14 protein-coding genes, 3 pseudogenes and 1 riboswitch are annotated in these 20,756 nt (G+C 46.2%); of the genes and pseudogenes, 7 read left to right on the forward strand and 10 right to left on the reverse strand.

The genetic code is table 11. The features are described 5' to 3' along the window. Nucleotides 1-312 precede the first annotated feature (312 nt). Nucleotides 313-1,812 (forward strand): ATP-binding protein, encoded by a 1,500-nt coding sequence (locus tag XZ46_RS24570; RefSeq protein ID WP_048895286.1) that lies wholly within the window; start codon nt 313-315, stop codon nt 1,810-1,812. 199 nt (nt 1,813-2,011) lie between these two features. Here the strand turns inward: XZ46_RS24570 and XZ46_RS24575 are convergent, their stop codons facing one another. The 8 genes and pseudogenes from XZ46_RS24575 to XZ46_RS33445 all read right to left on the reverse strand — a co-directional run. Continuing rightward, the gene (locus XZ46_RS24575; protein WP_006623115.1) at nt 2,012-3,181 is read right to left on the reverse strand and encodes an FtsW/RodA/SpoVE family cell cycle protein; all 1,170 of its coding nucleotides are present in this window, start codon (nt 3,179-3,181) and stop codon (nt 2,012-2,014) included. Between the two features lie 75 nt (nt 3,182-3,256). Further along, nucleotides 3,257-3,646 carry a hypothetical protein gene (locus XZ46_RS24580; protein ID WP_006623114.1) on the reverse strand — a complete coding sequence of 130 codons (390 nt, stop codon included), beginning with the start codon at nt 3,644-3,646 and terminating at the stop codon, nt 3,257-3,259. 138 nt (nt 3,647-3,784) lie between these two features. Continuing rightward, nucleotides 3,785-4,537 carry a pentapeptide repeat-containing protein gene (locus XZ46_RS24585; RefSeq protein WP_228116416.1) on the reverse strand — a complete coding sequence of 251 codons (753 nt, stop codon included), beginning with the start codon at nt 4,535-4,537 and terminating at the stop codon, nt 3,785-3,787. 47 nt (nt 4,538-4,584) lie between these two features. Next, the gene (locus XZ46_RS35615; RefSeq protein ID WP_164468736.1) at nt 4,585-4,743 is read right to left on the reverse strand and encodes a hypothetical protein; all 159 of its coding nucleotides are present in this window, start codon (nt 4,741-4,743) and stop codon (nt 4,585-4,587) included. A gap of 2,583 nt (nt 4,744-7,326) precedes the next feature. Further along, nucleotides 7,327-8,371, reverse strand: a pseudogene (locus XZ46_RS24590) (RNA-guided endonuclease InsQ/TnpB family protein). 1,122 nt (nt 8,372-9,493) lie between these two features. Next, nucleotides 9,494-10,222, reverse strand: coding sequence for an RNA-guided endonuclease InsQ/TnpB family protein (locus tag XZ46_RS33440; protein WP_048895287.1), 729 nt, complete (start codon nt 10,220-10,222; stop codon nt 9,494-9,496). Between the two features lie 9 nt (nt 10,223-10,231). Next, entirely contained in the window at nt 10,232-10,471 is a 240-nt protein-coding gene (locus tag XZ46_RS38490; RefSeq protein ID WP_048895288.1) for a hypothetical protein, read from the reverse strand. Between the two features lie 127 nt (nt 10,472-10,598). Beyond that, nucleotides 10,599-11,171, reverse strand: a pseudogene (locus tag XZ46_RS33445) (IS607 family transposase); the annotation flags it as partial. Between the two features lie 228 nt (nt 11,172-11,399). Further along, nucleotides 11,400-11,544: riboswitch (cobalamin riboswitch) on the forward strand. Nucleotides 11,545-11,881: 337 nt separating this feature from the next. Here XZ46_RS33445 and metE point away from each other — a divergent pair. The 6 genes from metE to XZ46_RS24635 all read left to right on the forward strand — a co-directional run bounded on the left by metE (nt 11,882) and on the right by XZ46_RS24635 (nt 17,332). Beyond that, nucleotides 11,882-14,164 carry a 5-methyltetrahydropteroyltriglutamate--homocysteine S-methyltransferase gene (gene metE, locus XZ46_RS24610; protein WP_006668353.1) on the forward strand — a complete coding sequence of 761 codons (2,283 nt, stop codon included), beginning with the start codon at nt 11,882-11,884 and terminating at the stop codon, nt 14,162-14,164. Nucleotides 14,165-14,225: 61 nt separating this feature from the next. After that, the gene (locus XZ46_RS24615; protein ID WP_006623104.1) at nt 14,226-14,741 is read left to right on the forward strand and encodes a hypothetical protein; all 516 of its coding nucleotides are present in this window, start codon (nt 14,226-14,228) and stop codon (nt 14,739-14,741) included. An 80-nt stretch (nt 14,742-14,821) separates the two neighbouring features. Then, on the forward strand, nt 14,822-15,007 hold the full coding sequence (locus XZ46_RS24620) for a hypothetical protein (RefSeq protein ID WP_006668352.1): 186 nt from the start codon (nt 14,822-14,824) through the stop codon (nt 15,005-15,007). Between the two features lie 52 nt (nt 15,008-15,059). Then, a complete protein-coding gene (locus tag XZ46_RS24625) occupies nt 15,060-15,608 on the forward strand; it encodes a c-type cytochrome (protein WP_228116418.1) in 549 nt (182 codons plus the stop codon). 56 nt (nt 15,609-15,664) lie between these two features. Beyond that, entirely contained in the window at nt 15,665-16,663 is a 999-nt protein-coding gene (locus XZ46_RS24630; protein ID WP_006623101.1) for a methyltransferase domain-containing protein, read from the forward strand. A 165-nt stretch (nt 16,664-16,828) separates the two neighbouring features. After that, on the forward strand, nt 16,829-17,332 hold the full coding sequence (locus XZ46_RS24635; protein WP_006623099.1) for a DsrE family protein: 504 nt from the start codon (nt 16,829-16,831) through the stop codon (nt 17,330-17,332). A gap of 96 nt (nt 17,333-17,428) precedes the next feature. On the opposite strand, the pseudogene XZ46_RS31045 reads toward XZ46_RS24635, so the two are convergent. Further along, nucleotides 17,429-17,822 (reverse strand): annotated as a pseudogene (locus XZ46_RS31045) (zinc ribbon domain-containing protein); the annotation flags it as partial. Nucleotides 17,823-18,860: 1,038 nt separating this feature from the next. Beyond that, nucleotides 18,861-20,729 carry a threonine--tRNA ligase gene (thrS, locus tag XZ46_RS24640; protein ID WP_006623096.1) on the reverse strand — a complete coding sequence of 623 codons (1,869 nt, stop codon included), beginning with the start codon at nt 20,727-20,729 and terminating at the stop codon, nt 18,861-18,863. Nucleotides 20,730-20,756: the final 27 nt, after the last annotated feature.

Raw genomic sequence — 20,756 nt, forward strand, 5'->3', positions numbered from 1 at the left:
AATAACCATTAAGGTTGTTTGAGTCAGGACACCCACCGAATAGGTAGCTAGTTCCTGGCTCTGTCGTCAGTAGTTAAACAAGTATACAGGGTGAAGCTAGTGTTTCTGAGGTAACCAGATAAAATAACATTTTCTGAAAGCTAACATTGCCCCATAAGTGGGAGTGGGTTGGGCAAGTTTCCCATCAAAAAAACCTGCACACTAAACTAATTTAGGAGAAACCAGGATGCCAGAAAAATTCTGCCCCTCTTTTCCTGTCATTGGCGATTTCCTGAGTACAGGTATAGGGAGAGTCGCCAGGAGGGTGGAAAGATGAAATCAGTAAATCTATCCCTGCTTATATTAATGAAACAATTTGAGAGTTATTTTGACCTGCAAGAAATTAACACCACCCGGAAGGTGAATGCGGCGGTGGTGAATGTCAGTGGTCGTCAGCGGATGCTTTCCCAGAGAACAGCTTTTTTTAGCCTCAAGTTAGTTACTACTTCTGACCCAGCCGAAAGGGAGGTGATTCGGGAAACTTTGATTAAAGATATTACTCTGATGGAGCGATCGCATAAAGGTTTACTCTACGGTGATAGTGAGATGAATTTATTAACATCTCCTTCGGCTATAGTGCGATCGATGTATTTCCGAGAGCCGCTAAATTTAGATAAACGCATCCGCGAGTATATTTTAGCAGTCAGAACTTTAGCCACAACTGCGGACTCTGACTTAACACCGAGCCATCCTCACCTTGACTATATTACCAATATTGCCCCCAATGAATTGCTATCTATTCTTGATGCTGTAGTAGCGCAATATCAACGGGAAAGTGAAATCGAACAACTAGATCTTGAACAGACCCAAATTCAACTTTATCAACAAGCCTGTTCCGCCGCCGCGATCGCTCAAGCTCAAGCACAGCAACTAGAGCAAACTTTAGAGGAACTTAAACACACCAATTCACAGCTTTTTCAATCGGAAAAAATGGCATCATTGGGGCAAATGATGGCTAGTTTAGCCCACGAAATCAATAACCCCGTTAACTCGATATTTCATAATTTAGCCCATGTGGAAAACTATAGCAAAGACCTACTAGAACTCACTCGGCTTTATCAAGATATTTATTCCCCGACCGATCCGCGCATTCAAGAATACATAGATTCCATAGATTTAGAGTTTTTAGAGACGGATTTTTTGACAGTTATATCTAGCCTGAAATTGGGTTCAGATCGACTCTTTCAAATTGTGCGATCGCTGCGTAACTTCTCCCGCAAAGACAGCGACCAAATGCTAAAAGTCAATCTGGAAGAAGGTTTAGAGGGAACCTTACTCATCTTGAAAAACCGCTTACAAGCCACACCATCACGTCCGCCGATTCAAGTGATTCGAGACTATGGGAAACTACCGTCAATCCTCTGCTACCCAGGTCAACTGAATCAGGTGTTTATGAATTTGATCAGCAATGCCATTGATGCCTTAGATGAAGTAGGGGACTGGACACACAACAACCAACAGTCTCAGCCGTTAATTACAATTAAAACCCTGGCTAATTCAGAACAGATCACGATCATGGTTGCCGATAATGCTAAGGGTATCAACCTAACCACGAAAAACCAAATTTTTGAGCAATTTTTTACCACCAAAGAAATCGGTAAAGGTACGGGTTTAGGGTTATATATAAGTCGTGAAATTATCGTCTCCCGCCACTGTGGGGAAATTTGGTGCGAGTCAGAAATTGGCAAAGGAACCGAGTTTTGGATCAAACTTCCCTTAAACCCACAATGTCCTGATTTTTTGTCTAATTCCCCCATCTCAACAGTCAAATAGTTAAAAATTAATTAGTTATGTTAAGTTTTGTAAATAAATCACTCCCCACCCGCGATTGGGTTTCGGGAGGGTTGCTTTTGTTGCTGACCTATGGTAGTATTTAGATAATGGGACTTTTTTAATTTTTTTTATTAATGCAAACAGAAAAATCATAAAATAGACATTATGTGGATAACATAGCATCATCCCGCGCTACTTGTCAACCCCTGTTTTGAGCAAGAGGCCTGATGGGAATAACCTGTGCTTCACTGCTTTCGCGGGCTACCCGAATCAATAAAGCAGATATTGCTAAACTAGCAATCATGGAACTTCCACCATAACTAAATAAGGGTAAAGGCAAACCAGTAGTTGGTAGTACCCCAGTAGCTACCCCAATATTCAGCAAAGACTGTCCCACCATGACGACCATGGCTCCGATCGCTACCAGTTGATGTTCAATATTATTGGCTAATTGAGCGACTCTCAGGGCAAGAGTCCCATAAGCGACTAGCATCAACAAAAGCAGCACCCCGCCAACAAAGCCAAACTCTTCGGCATAAACGGCAAAAATAAAATCGCTATACTGAATCGGCAGATAAAATAACTTTTGTTGAGATAATCCCAAACCAGCGCCCCAAAGACCGCCAGAACCGACAGCTAGTAGACTCTGAATTAATTGGTAGCCATCATTAACGGGATCAGCCCAGGGATTCATAAACGAGAGAACCCGCTTCCTTTGGTATTCTCGTAGGCTAATACTAATAGTAGCCAAGATTAACCCACCAACAGCAGTACCGCCCAAATACAAAAAAGGAAGTCCGGCGGCGAGGGCGATTAACCATAATGTCATACCACAAAGAGCGGTGGTGCTGAGGTTGGGTTGGGCTAAAATGAGCAACAAAATTAGCAGAAAAATCCCTAACCAGGTTAGTCGCGATCGCCAACTCAACCGCTCCCAGCGGGGAAAAAACCGCGCCGCTTGTAGTATCAGAAATGGCTTCATTAATTCCGAAGGCTGAATGAGAATTGGGCCTAGTGACAGCCATCGAGTCGCCCCGTTGATAGTAGTTCCCAAACCGGGGACTATAGTAAGAAACAATAACCCCATCACCGCGAATAATCCCCACTGAGCAGTCCGTAACGCGACCCGCACAGGGGTATTAACAATCACGTTAAATCCTACCATCCCCACTAACATCCATGTGAGCTGGCGTTTGAAGTAGTACAAACCATCCCCATGTTCAGCTAATGCACTAGGATAGGAAGCAGAAAACATCGCCACGAGACCGACAAATAGCCACACAAAGGTTAACCAGCGCAGCAGGCGAGGTTCTGTTGCCCAATTCTGGGAACTAGGATCGAAAAAGGGAATAAGATAGCGTAAGCGCATTCAGGATAAATTTAGATCAGCAGGGGATTTGGGCTATTGTAGCTTAGATAAAATCCGGTTGAGTGGCAATTTACCCTAATAGGCGGTTGATTTTTCTGGGTTCACCAATTGCAGAAAACTAGCCCGACACCAATCAATATCCTGCTCCACCTGAAAAGTTACATAATCGACACCGTATGCACTCCAGTAGTTAACGACCTTACCCACCCTCTCTGTGCTGCTATTGATGCGTTGCACCAGAGAACCGGGGGGAAACTTTTGGGCTACTGGGTGATCCTGCCAATGTTTAAGATATTTAATCCGCTCCTGTTCAGCTTCAGAGAGTAACTTCCAGGCTTCACGTTTCCAATGGGAATAGTTTTGGGTGAGTGCCTCAACTTCACGCCAGGTTGTCGCCGATCGCAGATCTTCTGCCAATTGAGCAGCTGTCTGGACTTCAAACTTTAATAGAGGTTGGGCACTCATGATGTTTAGAAGCTAACCCTAGGTTTAGCGAGTTTAGAGGATATGGGGATTTTTAGACCCCACATTTAGTATACTCACATTACCCGATTCTGAAAAGCGATCGCCAGATAAAAACTCAAAAACCCCTATCTCAGGAGATTAATCGTCCCAAAAATCTGCCGGAAGCAAGGGAGGTGGTGGCGCAGGGGGAGCGGCACAATTAACAGATTGATCAATAATGCACACGACCGGACCGAGAGTTGTTCCCTGTAACAAAGCACCAGACAAGTTTGTATTAGACAGTTGGGCACGATTGATATTAGTATCATTCAAGGCCGCACCCACCAGACTGGCACCAGTGAGATCGGCATCAGAAAAATTAGCACCCCGCAGATCTGCTCCCAGCAAATTAGCCCCGGTCAGATTAGCACGTTCCAGATTAGCCCTAAATAAAAAAGCCCTTTGGAGATTGCTATTCATCAAATCGGACTCTTCCAGATAAGCCTGACCGAGGTTAGCCTGAAATAGATTAGCATCCCTAAGATCAGCCCGCCGCAAGTCTACACGACCCAGCATAGCCTGACCGAGATCGGCTTCACGCAAATCAGCCCTTTGTAGGTTCGCATGGTGGAGATTAGCCTTAAACAAATTACTAGCAGCTAAACTCGCACCCCCCAAGTCGGCATTATACAGATTAGCCTCTTGCAGATTAGCACTGCGTAAATCTGCTTGTCGGAGGATAGCGCCGCCCAGATCGGCTTGAAAAAGATTAGCCCCGGAAAGTTGAGCGGCTGACAAGTCGGCTCCCCGCAGATCACAGCCAGGACATTGATTGGTAGTTAGAAGCCTCTGTAAGTCATCAGAGTCAGCGGCGATCGCACCAGTGATAAATCCTAATGGCGCGATCATCATGATTACAGCCTGAATCTTGAGTCTCATTAAATTATGCTCTATAAAACTTAAACAAAACCGGACATAGCCGGATCTTGATGTTTATTTCTGGCTTCGTCCGGGACTGTCGGCAGCACCCCGTCCACAAGTGTAATCGTCGGAACCAGGCGATTTGGTATGGTCGAAAGAGAGGTCGCCCCCTCCAACTCCAATTCAAAACCGTGCATGCGAGTTTCCCAGCACACGGCTCCTGATGTGAACACCCTATTATCAGTAGGAACAGGGTTACTACCCCCTGCTTTATGACCTCAACTTTGGGAGCTATATACACCACGTAGTCTTTAAACTCGCTCACGTCATAAGCACTCTTACTTGTCGCAGTCTCTATATCCACACCGTGACTAGTGGGCATATCCCAACCATTACAGTTAGGCATTGGCTTTCAGTCACATCCTTTCCCCTTATGGGGTTAGGGGTCGAGAGTGAAGTCACCTTCACCCTCTCCCATTCAGAACCGTGCTTGATAGTTTCCCATCACACGGCTCCTGGTGTGGATACCCTATTTGTCAAAGGAGCAGAATCAAGAGACCTGCTTTCTACTTCGATGTTCAGAGCTATATGCACCACGTAGTCTTTAAACTCGTCCTCGCCATTATACTCTTACTGACCGCAGTATCTATATCCCCACCGTGACCTGTGGGCATATCCCAACCATGACAATTGGGCTTTAGCTTCTGGTCACATCCTTCACCCTCTAAGCATGCGCTTACATTTTTCACTACTGCCTTGTGAATAGCATTACTCACTTGTTTATAGGCAGAGCATTAGAGGGGTTACAACGTTCCGATTATATGGGCATTCCATCGTTAGATTTGTCCTCTCCGCCGGGGTACTTTTAAAGGTCTGTGTAGGTAGTCGCACGAACCCCCTACTTTTCCCCTTGCCCTTTTGAGCGCAGCGTGTCAACCTATTTCGCTGCTAGTGTATTACGATGGTTCAAGTCGGACATTCGGTCTTCCTAATCATAGATGGTTGGCAGTGGTCGCGTCTTGGTAGTAGGTTCTACCTCACGCCTTCCGTTCCCCGCTTCAATCCTGGAGTTATGATTTCCAAAACTGGGGGTGGCTATCGCCGTTACTCTCTACTCCCTGATTTCTCAGTTCGTTTATGACCTTGAGTTCCCTGCCTTGCTTAGTTCCCTAAGCGTCGGGACATATAACCAGTTATGAGGATGGTCAGGAGAGGTCTCCTTATATCCAGATTCGGAGCTGGAATCCTCACCGGGTAGTTATTTCGGGCATTTCAGCCCTATTTCATACCCGAACGTCTCGCACCATGCGCTTACACTTTTCACTACTCTACGAGATGTACTCGCAGAGAGCCCAATAGGGGTTTAAACGTTCCGTATATATGGGCATTCCATCTTTAGATTTGTCCTATCCACCGGGGTACATTTAAAGGTCTGTGTAGGTAGTATAGAAAGACTCCTACTTTTCCCCTTACTCTTTTGAGCGCAGCGTGTCAACCTATTTCGCTACTTTATAATGACGATGGTTCAGGCCAGACATTCGGTTTCCCTAATCATGGATGGTTGGCAGTGGTCGCATCTAGTAGTAGGTTCTACATCACGCCTTCCGTTCCCCGCTTCAATCCCAGATTTGTGATTTCTGAAACTGGGGGTGGCTACCGCCTTTACTCTTTCCCATAATCGCCCCAAGTGAGTTATAATACTCCTCCTAGGTAATATTTGGACGGTATATTGCGATTTCTTAAAATGGGATTGACCTTGAGTTCCCTGCCTTGCTTAGAATCACAACTTCCTAAGCGTTGGGACATATATACAGTTAAGGGGTAAACTGGTCGAGTCAGTCTATCTCCCTCTAGGAGGTTATTTCAGGCATTGCAGCCTTATTTCACTCCTAAACGTCTCGCACTGGTAGGGGTCGAAAGGAAAGTCACCTTTCCCAACTCCCATTCAAAACCGTGCTTGATACTTTCACATCACACGGCTCCTGATGTAGACACCCTATTGTCAGTAGGAACAGGGTTACGACCCCCTGCTTTGTGACTTCAACTTTAGGAGCTATATACACCACGTAGTCTTTAAACTCGCTCTCGGTCATAAGCACTCTTACATCATCGCAGTCTCTATGTCCACACCGTGACTAGTGGGCATATCCCAACCATTACAGTTAGGCATTGGCTTTCAGTCACATCCTTTCCCCTTATGGGCATACGCTTACACTTTTCACTACTCTACAAGATGTACTCGTAGAGAGCCCAACAGGGGTTTAAACGTTCCATATATATGGGCATTCCATCTTTAGATTTGTCCTATCCACCGGGGTACATTTAAAGGTCTGTGTAGGTGATGCTAAAATTACCCTACTTTTCCCCTTGCTCTTTTGAACGCAGCGTATCAACCTATTTCGCTGCTGTATAATGACGATGGTTCAAGCCGGACATTCGGTTTCCCTAATCATGGATGGTTGGCAGTGGTCGCCTATAGTAGTAGGTTCTACATCACGCCTTCCGTTCCCCGCTTCAATCCCAGATTTGTGATTTCTGAAACTGGGGGTGGCTACCGCCTTTACTCTTTCCCATAATCGCCCCAAGTGGGTTAAATACTCCTCCTTGTAGTATACTTGGATGGAACATTGCGATTTCTTAGAATGGGATTGACCCTGAGTTCCCTGCCTTGCTTAGTGTCATAACTCACTAAGCGTCGGGACATATATATATTTAAGGGGTAAACTAATAATCTAGTTATAGTAGCAGCCGGATTGACTAGTTTAACTCCCTCTAGGAGGTTATTTCAGGCATTGCAGCCTTATTTCACTCCTAAACGTCTCGCACTCTAGGTTTATACTAGCATTCAAGTCACGATCTATCGCCAGACCGCAGTTTGGACATTCAAAAGTCCGACGGACTAGGGGCATTTGTTGACGATGGCCACAGTTAGAACAAAGTTGACTGGATGGATAAAATCTATCCGCAATCATTAACTTTGAACCATAACGTTCTGCCTTGTCACCTAGTTGCCGACGGAACTCATAAAATGAAGCATCAGCGATAGAACCCGCCAAACAATGATTTTTCAACATTCCAGACACATTCAAATCTTCAATGACGACTTGGCTGTGGTTTTTAGCCAAAAAAGTAGTGATTTTATGAATCGTGTCCCGCCGAATGTTTGCTACTCTTTGATGTAGCTTTTGAACTTTTAAGAGACATTTGGCCCAATTTTTCGAGCCTTTGACTTTGCGACTTAAATGACGTTGTAATCGAGCTAGTTTTTTGGTCGCTGCTTTATAAGCCTTGGGATTAGAGAATTGGGTCCCATCGGAGCAAGTCGCCCAATTGTTAATTCCTAGGTCTACCCCGATTCTCTCTCGATATTTCGGTGTAATTTCTGGCGTGATTTCTACGAAAAAGCTCATATACCAGTCACCTGCTTGGCGCGTTATAGTGACTTTCTTAACCCAACTTTCGGGTTGTGCCTCAAATGTAGAAACCCAGCCCACAAAAGGCAGCTTATGGCGAGTTCCTGACAGATTGAATGGCTTTCCGGAATTGTCAAGGGTAAAGCTATCATGGTAGCCTTTCTTCTTAAATTATAGGATAACTGCTTATTCCCTTGAAGAAGCGCTTAAAGGCATCCCCTAGATTAATGAAGGCATATTGATAAACTTTAGAAGACAATTCAGACATCCAAGGATATTGAGGTTTCACATAATGAGTAAAAACCTTTTTAATGGAGTTGATATTAGGCTTGAGTCCCTCTTCATAAGCTGACCTCCATAAGTGTAATCCCCAATTAAACACGAACCGAGCATAACCCGCGTGTTTGGCCATCAAGGTGCGATGACGGTCATTGAGTTTGAGTTTTGTCCGGAAAGCTTTGATTGGTTATGGTCGAAAGGGAAGTCACCTTCCCCAACTCCACTTCCAAACCGTACTTGAGACTTTCACCTCATACGGCTCCTAATGTAGATACCCTTTTTGTCACTAGGAACAGGGTTACGAACCCCCGCTTTATGATTCCAACTTTGGGAGCTTGGCATACAACTCGTAGTCTTTAAACTCGCTCTCGTCATATTACTCCTACTTGTCGCAGTCTCCATATCTACACCGTGACTAGTGGGCATATCCTAATCATTACAATTAGGCATTGGCTTTCAGTCACATCCTTTCCCCTCAATGGTATACGCTTACACTTTTCACTACTCCTTGTGAGTAATATTGCTCACTTTTTTGATAAGGAGAACCAATGAGGAGTTTAAACGTTCCGTTTATATGGGCATTCCATCTTTAGACTTGTCCTCTCCACCGGGGTACTTAAAAAGGTCTGTGTAGGTGTTTTATGCAAAACCCTACTTTTCCCCTTGCTCTTTTGAGCGCAGCGTGGCAACCTATTACGCTGCTAAATCATTACGATGGTTCAAGCCAGACATTCGGTTTCCCTAGTCATGGATGGTTGGCAGTGGTCGCATTTGGTAGTAGGTTCTACCTCACGCCTTTCGTTCCCCGCTTCAATCCCAGAATCGTGTATCCTGAAATTGGGGGTGGCTATCGCCTTTACTCTCTACTCCCTGATTTCTCAGTTTGTTTATGACCTTGAGTCCCCTGCCTTGCTCAGATTTCTCCAAGCGTCGGGACATATAAACAGTTATGGGATGGTCAGGATACGAGTCCCTTATCTTCCACCAAGGGGTGTAAGTCCCACTAGGAGGCTATTTCGGGCATTGCAGCCTTATTTGACTCCTAAACGTCTCGCACCATGATTGGATTTTACCATGAATCCGACTTGATGAGTATGTCGTCAGGGAAATTTGGCATGGTCTGGGGTTTGACCGTATACTCATTATTGAGTTGCGAATCTTTTGGGGTATTGTACCTTATTGTCCTAAGATGTAAAGCAAATATTGGATTAAATTCTTGCTCCTGATCCGAAACGGTATAACATTACTGATACATTTACGCGACATTTATCCGGTTGTTCCCGGACAATGCGACGATAGCACTATTACCCGTTAAGGTAACAGAGGCGGTATCCCGCAAAGCTTTTAGAAAGATTCCAAAAGCACCGTTCCAGTCCCTGGGTAGAGTGAACCCACACTCCGGACATCGGAACACTTTTGAGCCACCTAGCTGGGAATGCACATGACCACAGTGAGTACAGGTTTTGCTGGTGTATTCTTCCGTCACATCTACAACTGTGGTTCCAGTTATCTCGGCTTGATGTCTCAGGGTTAGTTTGAATCGATAATGCGCCCATGTCAGCATGGCGCGGGCAGTCTTGGATTTGATTTTCCGCTTCACCTTGGCAACCATGTTGGAAGTCTCGAAGGTGGGCAGAAAAATTATGCTGTAGTCATTAGTCAAGTAATGAGCAATTTGTTTGTGGGCTTCATCAACTAGATTGCGGATTTTGGTTCTCATTCGTTGAGCCGCTTGCCTCATCCGTCGCCTTCTTGAACGACAGGGTTCCTTGGCGATTCGGCTCATCAAATCATCCAAATGTTGACATAGCCTAGTAATGCCTCCAATATCCCCGGAGCCCAATTCCAGAAATCGTGAACCATCAAACCCAGTTATGAAAGTTCGCACACCCGGGTCTAATGCAATTACGCCATTCGCTTCAGTTGGGGTAACGGCAACTGGTTCAGGGAAAATCGCAAACCATCGACCTTTGGTAAACACCAACTGAGTCCCTTACCCGCAAGTTTTAGGGATGGGTTCGGAAACCATGAAAGTTAATCCTTTCGTTAGTCTTGGATACCAACTCCCTGAAGAGAAATTAGTATTATTGAACTTAATCCCTTGAGAGCTGTCACGACAACTTCTAAACCTGGCATCAGGACTGGCGCTCAAAGCCTGATAGGCATCAAAGATGGCATTTTGCCGAATGTGGCAGGGTGTTTCTTTGACCCATTCGGGTAAGTCACTCTGCATCACTTTATTGCGTAACTTTAACTTGCTTAGTCGTTTACCACTCCTAGATAATGCAATTGCTTGGTTGTAGCAATACCGACAAGCGGCTAACCATTTGCGCCAGACTTGATTTAGCTCCGGGCTGGGGTAAATCCGGATCTTCTTTGACCTGAGTTTTGTATTTACTCCGTCCGTATAATCGGGAACTGAAGCAGTGGAGGATGGCGAGGATGTCCTCAACCATTTCTGGTTCTGGACTGAGACTTGTCTGGTTGAGAACCATGAGTGAGCACCTGTTTTGCTCATAGAGCCATCGAAACAAGTCAAATCCCCATATTGCCAATCGGTCTTGGTGGGCAACGACAACCATGCCGACATCTCCTGACAAATGATGTCCCAGTAAGGCCAGCATTTTCTTTCCCTTGAAGTTGAGCCCGCCTCGGATTTCTGAGACGACTTCTGCTTCGGGGTAGAGGTTGGACAGTGCGGCCACCTGTCGGTTGAGGTCGGACTGCTGGGCGCGGCTACTAACTCTGGCATAGATAACGACTTTGCGTTTGTCACTGCCTGATTTGGCAGTATATCACTCAACGTTGTATCGTCGTTGCCCAGCGGGGGTTCTGATGGTCTCGATTGAGCCATTGGAGTCCCATCTGCGGAGTGTTCTTTCATGGACTCGAAGGATTTGGGCCGCTTCCTTGGGTTTGACATATCTGGCAATAGGTTTATCCTCAACCCTTCTCGCTTATTATACCGTATTGCCCTAAAATATTAACCGAATTTGTGATTAAATCATGCTCTCGTGCCGTGGCTCTCCCATGGACTTTGGGCGGCTTGGCCGCTTGGTGAAACCCTAAGCCCTAGAAACCGGGTTGCTGACATCTATCGTTGTTCCCCCAGTTTACAGTAACTTTGCCATGATTTCGTCAAATCTCCGCTTTGTGTGTTATCATGCTTAAATATTGTCGGTTCTGATGGGGAGCAGCCATCAGACGTAAGGGGGAAAGTCCGGCGTAAATCCGGCGCTGTCCCGCAGCTGTGAGGAGAGACACAACTCTCTAAGTCAGAATGCCCGCCGAACTGTCTCCTCTGGAGATGCACCAAACTGTTATTTTTCGTCTGCGAGGTACGGATGATGGTTCGTTTAGCTTTTTCACAATTAATATTGCCTTCATTTTTTAGGACGACTCCCCTGGCGTTGCATGGGTAGCGCCCTGATTTGAAATTGCCATTTTGAGAAAACTAGCCTTATGTAGACATTGACTGGCAGATGGTCACTCATGCTAACGGTGATTTGAATCAGTCTGGTCTGAGTATTGCTTAACTCAATTGGGCAGATATTCTGCTGCTTTGAATTGTTCACTCCGCTGGTTTGTCGCGGGGATGGACTAGATTTCTATGACTATTTTCAGCGTTAGGACGCGACAATTTATGACCTTGGAAACATACACTCAAACCCGTCTGGAAACCGCGACTATCGGCTATCCTCGTATTGGTAAAAGTCGCGAGTTAAAAAAGGCATTAGAAGCCTTTTGGCGGGGTAAATCGGACGCAGAAACCCTCATCCAGACTCGGAATGAAGTTGAGTTCAAAAACTGGGAAACTCAACGACAAGCAGGCATCGATCGCATTGGTATTGGCGACATGAGCCTCTACGATCACGTTTTAGACTGGAGCATCCGCTTAGGCATCATTCCCGAACGGTTTGCATCCTTTAGCGGACTCGACCGTTATTTTGCCATGGCGCGGGGTAAGGATGGCATTGCCGCCCTGGAAATGACCAAATGGTTCGACACCAACTATCACTACCTCGTCCCAGAAATTCCCGAAACATTACAGCCAGCCGACTTTAGCGATTTCCTGCAAACCGTGCATCGCGCTCAAACCTTATTAGGCGATCGCGCTGTTCCCATTGTTTTGGGTCCGGTGACTTTGCTGCGGCTGAGTCGTTTGGAGATGAATCAAGACCAAGCGGGAAAACAACTAGGCGATCGCTATCTCCTGCTTCTCCAGGAACTCCAAAAAATGGGTGTCGCTGAAGTCCAAATCCATGAACCTGCTTTAGTCTTCGGAGATGCTGCCAACTTTAAACAACTCTATCAATCAACTTATCAATCTCTCAGCCAAGTCGGCTTACCCATTCACCTGGTCACCTACTTTGATGACTTGGGAGACAATTACCCCTGGGTGATGGAATTACCCGTCGCTGGCATTAGTTTAGACTTCACCCGTGGGCGTAACCTAGAGTTACTGCAACAGTATGGTTTCCCCGACGATAAAGAGTTGGGGGCGGGAATTGTCGATGCCCGCAATGTATGGAAAATTCGCCCGGACTCCGTTTTGTCAACCCTGGAAGCCATTTCCCGTGTCACCCCTAACCTGCGGATTCAGCCGTCTGCTTCCCTGCAATTTGTGCCATACGATGCCCAGCGAGAAACCAAACTCCCCGAACCCTTGCGGTCCGTTTTGAGCTTTGCTGAACAGAAGTTAGTAGAAATCACACTGCTGGCTGATTGGGCCGATCGCTCCTATGGAACCCAAGAACCTGACAAGTATCTGGAAGTCATCCTCCGGCAATGGCAAACCTTCCAGGAATTTAGCCCAGTTAATCAGGGGGTAAAAGAACGCCTGCAAAATCTGACCTCCCAGGATTTAGAGCGGACTTTGCCTTATGAACAACGTCAAGAACGCCAGCCCGTTTTGCCCCCATTCCCCACCACCACCATCGGGTCTTTCCCCCAAACCTCCGAAGTGCGGCAACTGCGGGTGAAACTGAAACGGGGTGACATTACCCAAGCCGAATATGAAGCGGCGATCGATGCCGAAATTGCCAAGTGCATCCAATTCCAAGAAGAAGCCGGACTCGATGTATTAGTGCATGGGGAATTTGAGCGCACCGACATGGTGGAATTTTTCGGGCAACAGTTATCAGGCTTTGCCTTTACTGAACATGGTTGGGTGCAAAGTTACGGCAGCCGTTGCGTGCGTCCCCCGATTATTTATGGAGATGTCGCCCGCACCGGACCCATGACAGTTCGAGAGTTCAAGGTAGCCCAATCCCTGACCGATAAAATTGTCAAAGGGATGCTAACCGGTCCGGTCACCATGATTAACTGGTCATTTACCCGCACCGATATTCCGCGCAGTAAACAAGCCATGCAGATTGCCTTAGCCTTGCGGGATGAAGTAGCCGACTTAGAAGCCGCGGGGGCGAAGATGGTACAAATTGATGAACCTGCCTTGCGGGAAGGGCTGCCTCTGAAGCCAGAACGTTGGGATGAGTATCTATCCTGGGCGGTGGATGCTTTCCGTCTGTCTGCGGCTATAGCCAAACCGGAAACCCAAATCCATACCCATATGTGTTACTCGGAATTTGGGGATATTATTGGGCATATTGAGCGGTTGGATGCGGATGTGTTGTCCATTGAAAATAGCCGCAGCAATAACGAAACCCTGTTTGAAATTACTGATGCGGGCTACAAACATCAAGTGGGGAACGGCGTTTACGATGTTCACAGCCCAGCAGTTCCCAGCACAGAACAGATGGTGCAACAGTTAAAAACCGGGGTCGCCAATTTACCTGTACAACAGATTTGGGTTAATCCCGATTGTGGCTTGAAAACAAGGGGTTGGGAAGAGGTGATTCCTTCCCTAAAAAATATGGTGGAGGCGGCGAAAATTCTGCGCCAGGAAGCTAATTTGACTGAAAAATAACTGATGTCTAAATCCCCCGTTTCCTAACGGGGGAGTCTGTGCAAACCACCTGGGATTTCTTATGAATGGAACAGATAGCCCGACCAAGGAACCGCCCAATCCGCCGATGAATTGGCAGCAAGATTTTATTGCTACAAATCTATTGTCTCTAGGCTATAACGCCTGGGTGGGGTATCTCAATGGTGAACGGGGTGCAGTGATTTGTAGCACCAATACGCCAACAGTAGGAATGGCGGGGGAGGTTTTTAAGGTTCACTATGTACCTAGATCGCGTCTCGCCGCTTTTCTGAATGCGTGGCTGGCTGCGCCTGACACAGTGATTCTGCGTCATCATTTTATGAATGCTCACATTTTGGAAGCTGTCGATACCTACAACCCCACCACAGAATTAGTGTTTCTGTTGGAGTCATTGAATCAGGTGACATTCTTCTACCTAAAAAATTTGCCAATTACTCCGCATAAGTGCTACGAGCAAATCTGCAAACACTGGGAAGAATTCCAGCCTGCGGATGATGGCTGCTCGGATTCAAGTCGCCAATCATATTCCCTCGGAAACCATAATTTATATGGCTTCTGAAAATTCTCTTGCTCGCTAATTTGGGGGCGAAAATATCATCGCCCCTTCAATTATTAACAACTTATGATGGCATAAATACGATGCTAAAATATTATCTGGATCGCTCTGGAAAAATTCCCGCTTCTGTCCATCCTTTTGTCAAACAGGAGGCGCTGGGTAAAGCTGAAAAAGCGCCTAAAAAGGGGAAAATTCAAGTTATAAATCGACTCCGAAATGGTTGGTTGGTAATTTGGCGATCGCTCTCCCAAAGACATGAAAAACCATAATTTATTACCCCGCCCACAAAACTCCATAAGTTTCTCATTCCAGACTAGCTTAATGACTAAATTTATCCGCTTTATTTGTACTCTGGTAATTGCTGTATTACTGGTTATTGGCGGAGGGTTTTTGATGAAAGTTTATCCCCATTATTTGACGGATACAACCAACAATAATGCCCTCAATGTCAGCCCAAATACTTCTTTGTCAGCCGTAGACAGGGATTTAGCGATCGCCTATCGTCGCCAATACATGAAAGCATTGTCAGCCCATTATCGTTCTCTGGAAGCGATTTTAGAAAAAGAGGCTCCTTTTGCTAATCAAACTCTAACCCACATTAATAGCTTATTATCCCTAGCTGAATATATGCCCGAAGTTTTCCCACATGGAACCGCTATGACTGACGCAGAGGGCTGGGGAGCCAAGCCATTAATTTGGTCAGAACCCGATGACTTTTCTCGACTGATTGCCAACTTTCAAGCTAATCTTGAAACCCTGAAAACTATGGTTAATAATTCACCAAATCCAATTAATGCGATCGAGTCATTTACAAAAGTGAGGCAAACGTGCTTAGATTGTCATAGCATTTATCGAGTGCGCCAACCTTAACCCAGAAACCTAGTGGCTTTAGTTCACGCCATCCTAGATTATAACACAATTATACCATGTTCAACCTTTTTTTAATCACCATTAGTCTGCTGTTATTAGCAATTGTGGTAGGATTAACACTTTACCTGCTTTCCCCTCGCAAATATCAATCCGCCGATTCTGTTGCCAACTCCTATGATGATTGGACTAATGACGGCATCCTGGAATTTTACTGGGGGGAACATATCCACCTCGGTCACTATGGTTCACCGCCACAACCCAAAGACTTCCTGAAAGCTAAAGAAGACTTTGTGCATGAAATGGTCCGTTGGGGGGGATTAGACCGCCTTCAGACCGGCACAACAGTTTTGGATGTCGGTTGTGGTATCGGTGGCAGTAGTCGCATTCTAGCGCGAGATTATGGCTTTGCCGTCACAGGTATTACTATCTCTCCAGGGCAAGTCAAACGCGCCCAGGAACTCACCCCAACCGACCTCAATGCGCGGTTTCAGGTAGATGATGCCTTGGCATTATCTTTCCCCGATGCCAGTTTTGACGTGGTTTGGTCTATTGAAGCCGGACCCCATATGCCGGATAAAGCCCAATATGCGCGGGAGATGATGCGGGTGTTAAAACCCGGTGGGGTGCTGGTGGTGGCGGACTGGAATCAACGAGACTCGCGCCAAAAACCCTTGAACGCCTGGGAAAAGGTAGTCATGCGGCAACTGTTGGATCAATGGGCTCATCCGGCTTTCTCTAGTATTGAAGGCTTTGCGGAAGAACTCGCGGCGACCGGGTTGGTATCTGGTGAAGTCACCACCGCAGACTGGACCGCCGAAACTCTACCCTCTTGGCTAGATTCCATTTGGCAGGGGATAATCCGTCCAGAGGGGATTATCCGCTTTGGGGTGACGGGATTGATTAAATCCTTGCGAGAAGTCCCCACATTCCTGTTAATGCGGTTAGCCTTTGGGGCGGGTTTGTGCCGATTTGGGATGTTTCGGGCTGTTCGCGCTGCTGCACCGGTTGAGGAGATGGCTGTATCGACTCAAACCAGTGAAGCGTTACCAAAATAATCAAGATTTGAAGTCTCTATCTTCAAAATGTTAATTAAGGGGAAAAGTCAACACCGTTCTCTTGATTGGAGCCGCCGCCAATTCTGCTAAAATCCTGATCAACCCCTAGTGCCAGCATCTGGCTGGCTTCTAGGACTGCTCCCATGGCATTGTTAGGAAGGTTTTATGAGAAAAACGCATCTGGGTTTAGCGATCGCCGCACTTAGCCTTTTAGGAGTGTTGGCAGAGCCGTCGGTCAACCTTTCCCGCACCGCCGCCGCTCAACATCAGACCCAAGTCGGACAATCCCAAACCAGGGGTGATGGGCAAAATATTATTATGCACCTGACTCATGGCACTGATGACCTTCATGCGGCTTTCATGGCTTTGAAATTAGGCACAAACCTCCAAAAACGGGGCGCTCAGGTGACGCTGGTTTTGACTTTGGAGGGGGTGAGAATTGCCTCTAGAAATCAACCCTTAGACTTGCGCTGGGGTAGTAGTCCGATGACTTTAGCCCAAATGTATGATGATTTTGTCGCCGCCGGAGGCAAGGTAATGGTTTGTCCTGCTTGTGCCGAAGCCGCCGGAATCACCGCTGCTAATTTACGGACTGGCGCTCAATTAGCAAAGGAGAACGAGGATATCCCTAGTTTGATTTTAGCAGCCGATAAAATTATTGGTTTCTAGTCAGTTTTTGACCTCAACAGAGAATTTGGTTGTCATCGCCAATTCCCTGTTGAAGAAATCTCCCCAGGTATCTGACTATTCCCCTGACTGATACATTTACGCGGCATTTTTCCGGTTGTTCCCGGACAATGCGACGATAGCACTATTACCCGTTAAGGTAACAGAGGCGGTATCCCGCAAAGCTTTTAGAAAGATTCCAAAAGCACCGTTCCAGTCCCGTGGTAGAGTGAACCCGCACTCAGGACATCGGAACACTTTTGAGCCACCTAGCTGGGAATGAACATGACCACAGTGAGTACAGGTTTTGCTGGTGTATTCTTCGGTCACATCTACAACTGTTCAGTTATTTCCGCGCTTGATGTCTCAGGGTTAGTTTGAATCGATAATGCGCCCATGTCAGCATGGCGCGGGCAGTCTTAGACCTGATTAGACGCTTCACCTTGGCAACCATATTGGAAGTCTCGAAGGTGGGCCAAAAAATCCGGCTGTGTTATGGGATGGCCAGGGATGCGACCCAATCAACCAAGGGGTTGAAGTCCTCACCGGGTAGTTATTTCGCCCATTTCAGCTCGATTTCATACCCGAAGGTCTCGCAGGTAGGGGTCGAGAGGGAAGTCGCCTTCCCCCACTCCCATTCAAAACCGTGCTTGATACTTTCGCATCACACGGCTCCTGATGTAGATACCCCTTGGCAACGGGAACAGGGTTACCAACCCCTGCTTTTGTACTTCAACTTTTGGAGCTAAATACAACATCGTAGTGTTTAAACTCGCTTTCGCCGTTAAACTCCTGTTGATTGCAGTAACTATATCTACACCGTGACTAGTGGGCATATCCTAACCATTACAATTAGGCATTGGCTTTCAGTCACATCCCTTCCCCTTAAAGGCATACGATTACACTTTCACTACTCAACAAGATGTACCTGCCGAGAGCCTAAAAAAAGGGGTTTAAACGTTCCGTTTATATGGGCATTCCATCTTTAGACTTGTCCTTTCCACCGGGGTACTTAAAAAGGTCTGTGTAGGTGTTGTATGGAAAACCCTACTTTTCCCCTTGCTCTTTTGAGCGCAGCGTGGCAACCTATTACGCTACTCAATAATGACGATGGTTCAAGCCAGACATTCGGTTTCCCTAGTCATGGATGGTTGGCAGTGGTCGCATTTGGTAGTAGGTTCTACTTCACGCCTTCCGTTCCCCGCTTCAATCCCAAGGTTGTGTATCCTGAAACTGGGGGTGGCTATCGCCTTTACTCTCTACTCCCTGATTTCTCAGTTTGTTTATGACCTTGAGTCCCCTGCCTTGCTCAGATTTCTCCAAGCGTCGGGACATATAAACAGTTATGGGATGGTCAGGGATGTGAATCCCTTATATTCCACAAAGGGGTGGAAGTCCCACTAGGAGGCTATTTCGGGCATTGCATCCCTATTTCACTCCTAAACGTCTCGCACCCATACTTGGTATTGTACCGTATTGCCGTAAAATGTTAACCTAATTTGAGATTAAATCATGCTCTCAAACTATTAGATTAATAACTTGGGGATTTTTCAGCGATCGCCTTCAATATTTCCTCCGTCAACTGGGGCAGAGTCATCGTTCCCAGATCTCCTGAGGAGCGAGTTCTCACACTCAAAGACTGATTATCTAACTCCCGCTGACCAATCACCACTGTCACCGGAATTTTCTCGAGTTCAGAGTTGCGAATTTGTTTGCCTAAACGTTCCCCAGTATTATCGACTTCCGCGCGGATATTCTGCTGTCTTAAACTTTGGGCAATTGATTGAGCATAATCTCGAAAGCGATCGCTCACCGCCAATACTCTCACCTGAACCGGAGCCAACCACAGGGGAAAATCTCCCGCATAATTCTCAATTAAAATCCCAAAAAACCGCTCCAAAGAGCCAAAAATCGCGCGATGAATCATAATCGGACGTTGCCGAGAACCATCCGCCGCCACATATTCCATATTAAATCGTTCCGGCAAATTAAAATCCACTTGAATCGTCGAACATTGCCACAATCGACCGATCGCATCCTGAATTTTAATATCTATTTTAGGTCCATAAAAAGCCCCGCCACCCTCATCAGTCACATAATCCCAGCCTTTAGTATTCAGAGCAGCAATCAAAGCATCCGTTGCTAATTGCCACACCGCATCATTCCCCACCGATTTACTCGGACGAGTAGAAAGATTCACCTCATATTTACTAAAGCCAAAATCCGATAAAATCTTTTCCGTCAAATTTAACACTCCCAAAATTTCATCTGCCACCTGTTCAGGCAAACAAAAAATATGGGCATCATCTTGAGTAAACCCCCGCACTCGCATCAATCCATGTAATACCCCAGAGCGTTCATACCGATACACAGTGCCTAACTCTGCCCAGCGAATTGGCAACTCTCGATAAGAGTGCAAATGACTTTGATAAGTTAATACATGAAAGGGGCAATTCATCGGCTTTAATTGATAGGATTGGTTCTCAATCTCTATCTGGTCAAACATATTTTCTCGGTAAAAATCATAGTGACCGGAAGTTTTCCACAGTTCCAAATTAGCAATGTGGGGACTGTACAACAACTCATAACCATCTTGCAGATGAGCTTGTCGCCAATAGTCCTCAATTAATAGCCGCATTCTTGAGCCTTTAGGATGCCAAAAGACTAAACCGCCTCCGGCATCTTCTTGGATGCTAAATAAATCTAACTCCTGTCCTAACTTGCGGTGGTCGCGTTTTTTCGCTTCCTCTTTCTGCTGCTGATAATATTCTAGTTCTTCTGGAGTTTCCCAAGCCGTCCCATAAATTCGTTGTAGTTGCGGTAGGGTTTCATCTCCTCGCCAGTAAGCTCCGGCTACACTTTCTAACGCCAAAGCATCTGGATTAATTTCGCCCGTAGAGTTCAGGTGAGGTCCTGCACATAAATCCCACCAAAATTCCTGGGTGGGAATAACCACCGGTGAAATCAGAGACGGTTCGACTTCGGGATGATTCGTCCGCCCCATATCTGGGCTACCGATAAAATAGCGAGTAATGGTTTCTGTTTCGGGAATACTATCCAGAATTTCTAACTTTAATGGTTCATTTAATTTCTCTATTTCTGCCCTAATTTGTTCTCGGTTGACTTCTTCCCTAATTACTGGCAAGTTACCTTTGATGATGCGTTTCATCTCCTTAGTTATTTGCCCCAAGTCTTCCGGGGTGAACGGTTCTTTCCGGTCAAAGTCATAGTAAAACCCCGTGTCGGTGGTGGGACCAATGGCGACTTTGGTTTCGGGAAATAGTTTTTGTACCGCCATTGCTAGGATGTGAGCGCAGGTGTGGCGAATTCGCCGCAGCTTTTCTCCATCTCTTTGGGAATGGTTTTCCTCAGAGGTGGGACGGTTGATTTGACTGAGCATATTAACCCCTTCGTGAGAACGATTATC

Source organism: Limnospira indica PCC 8005 (assembly GCF_000973065.1).
Lineage (GTDB): Bacteria > Cyanobacteriota > Cyanobacteriia > Cyanobacteriales > Microcoleaceae > Limnospira > Limnospira fusiformis.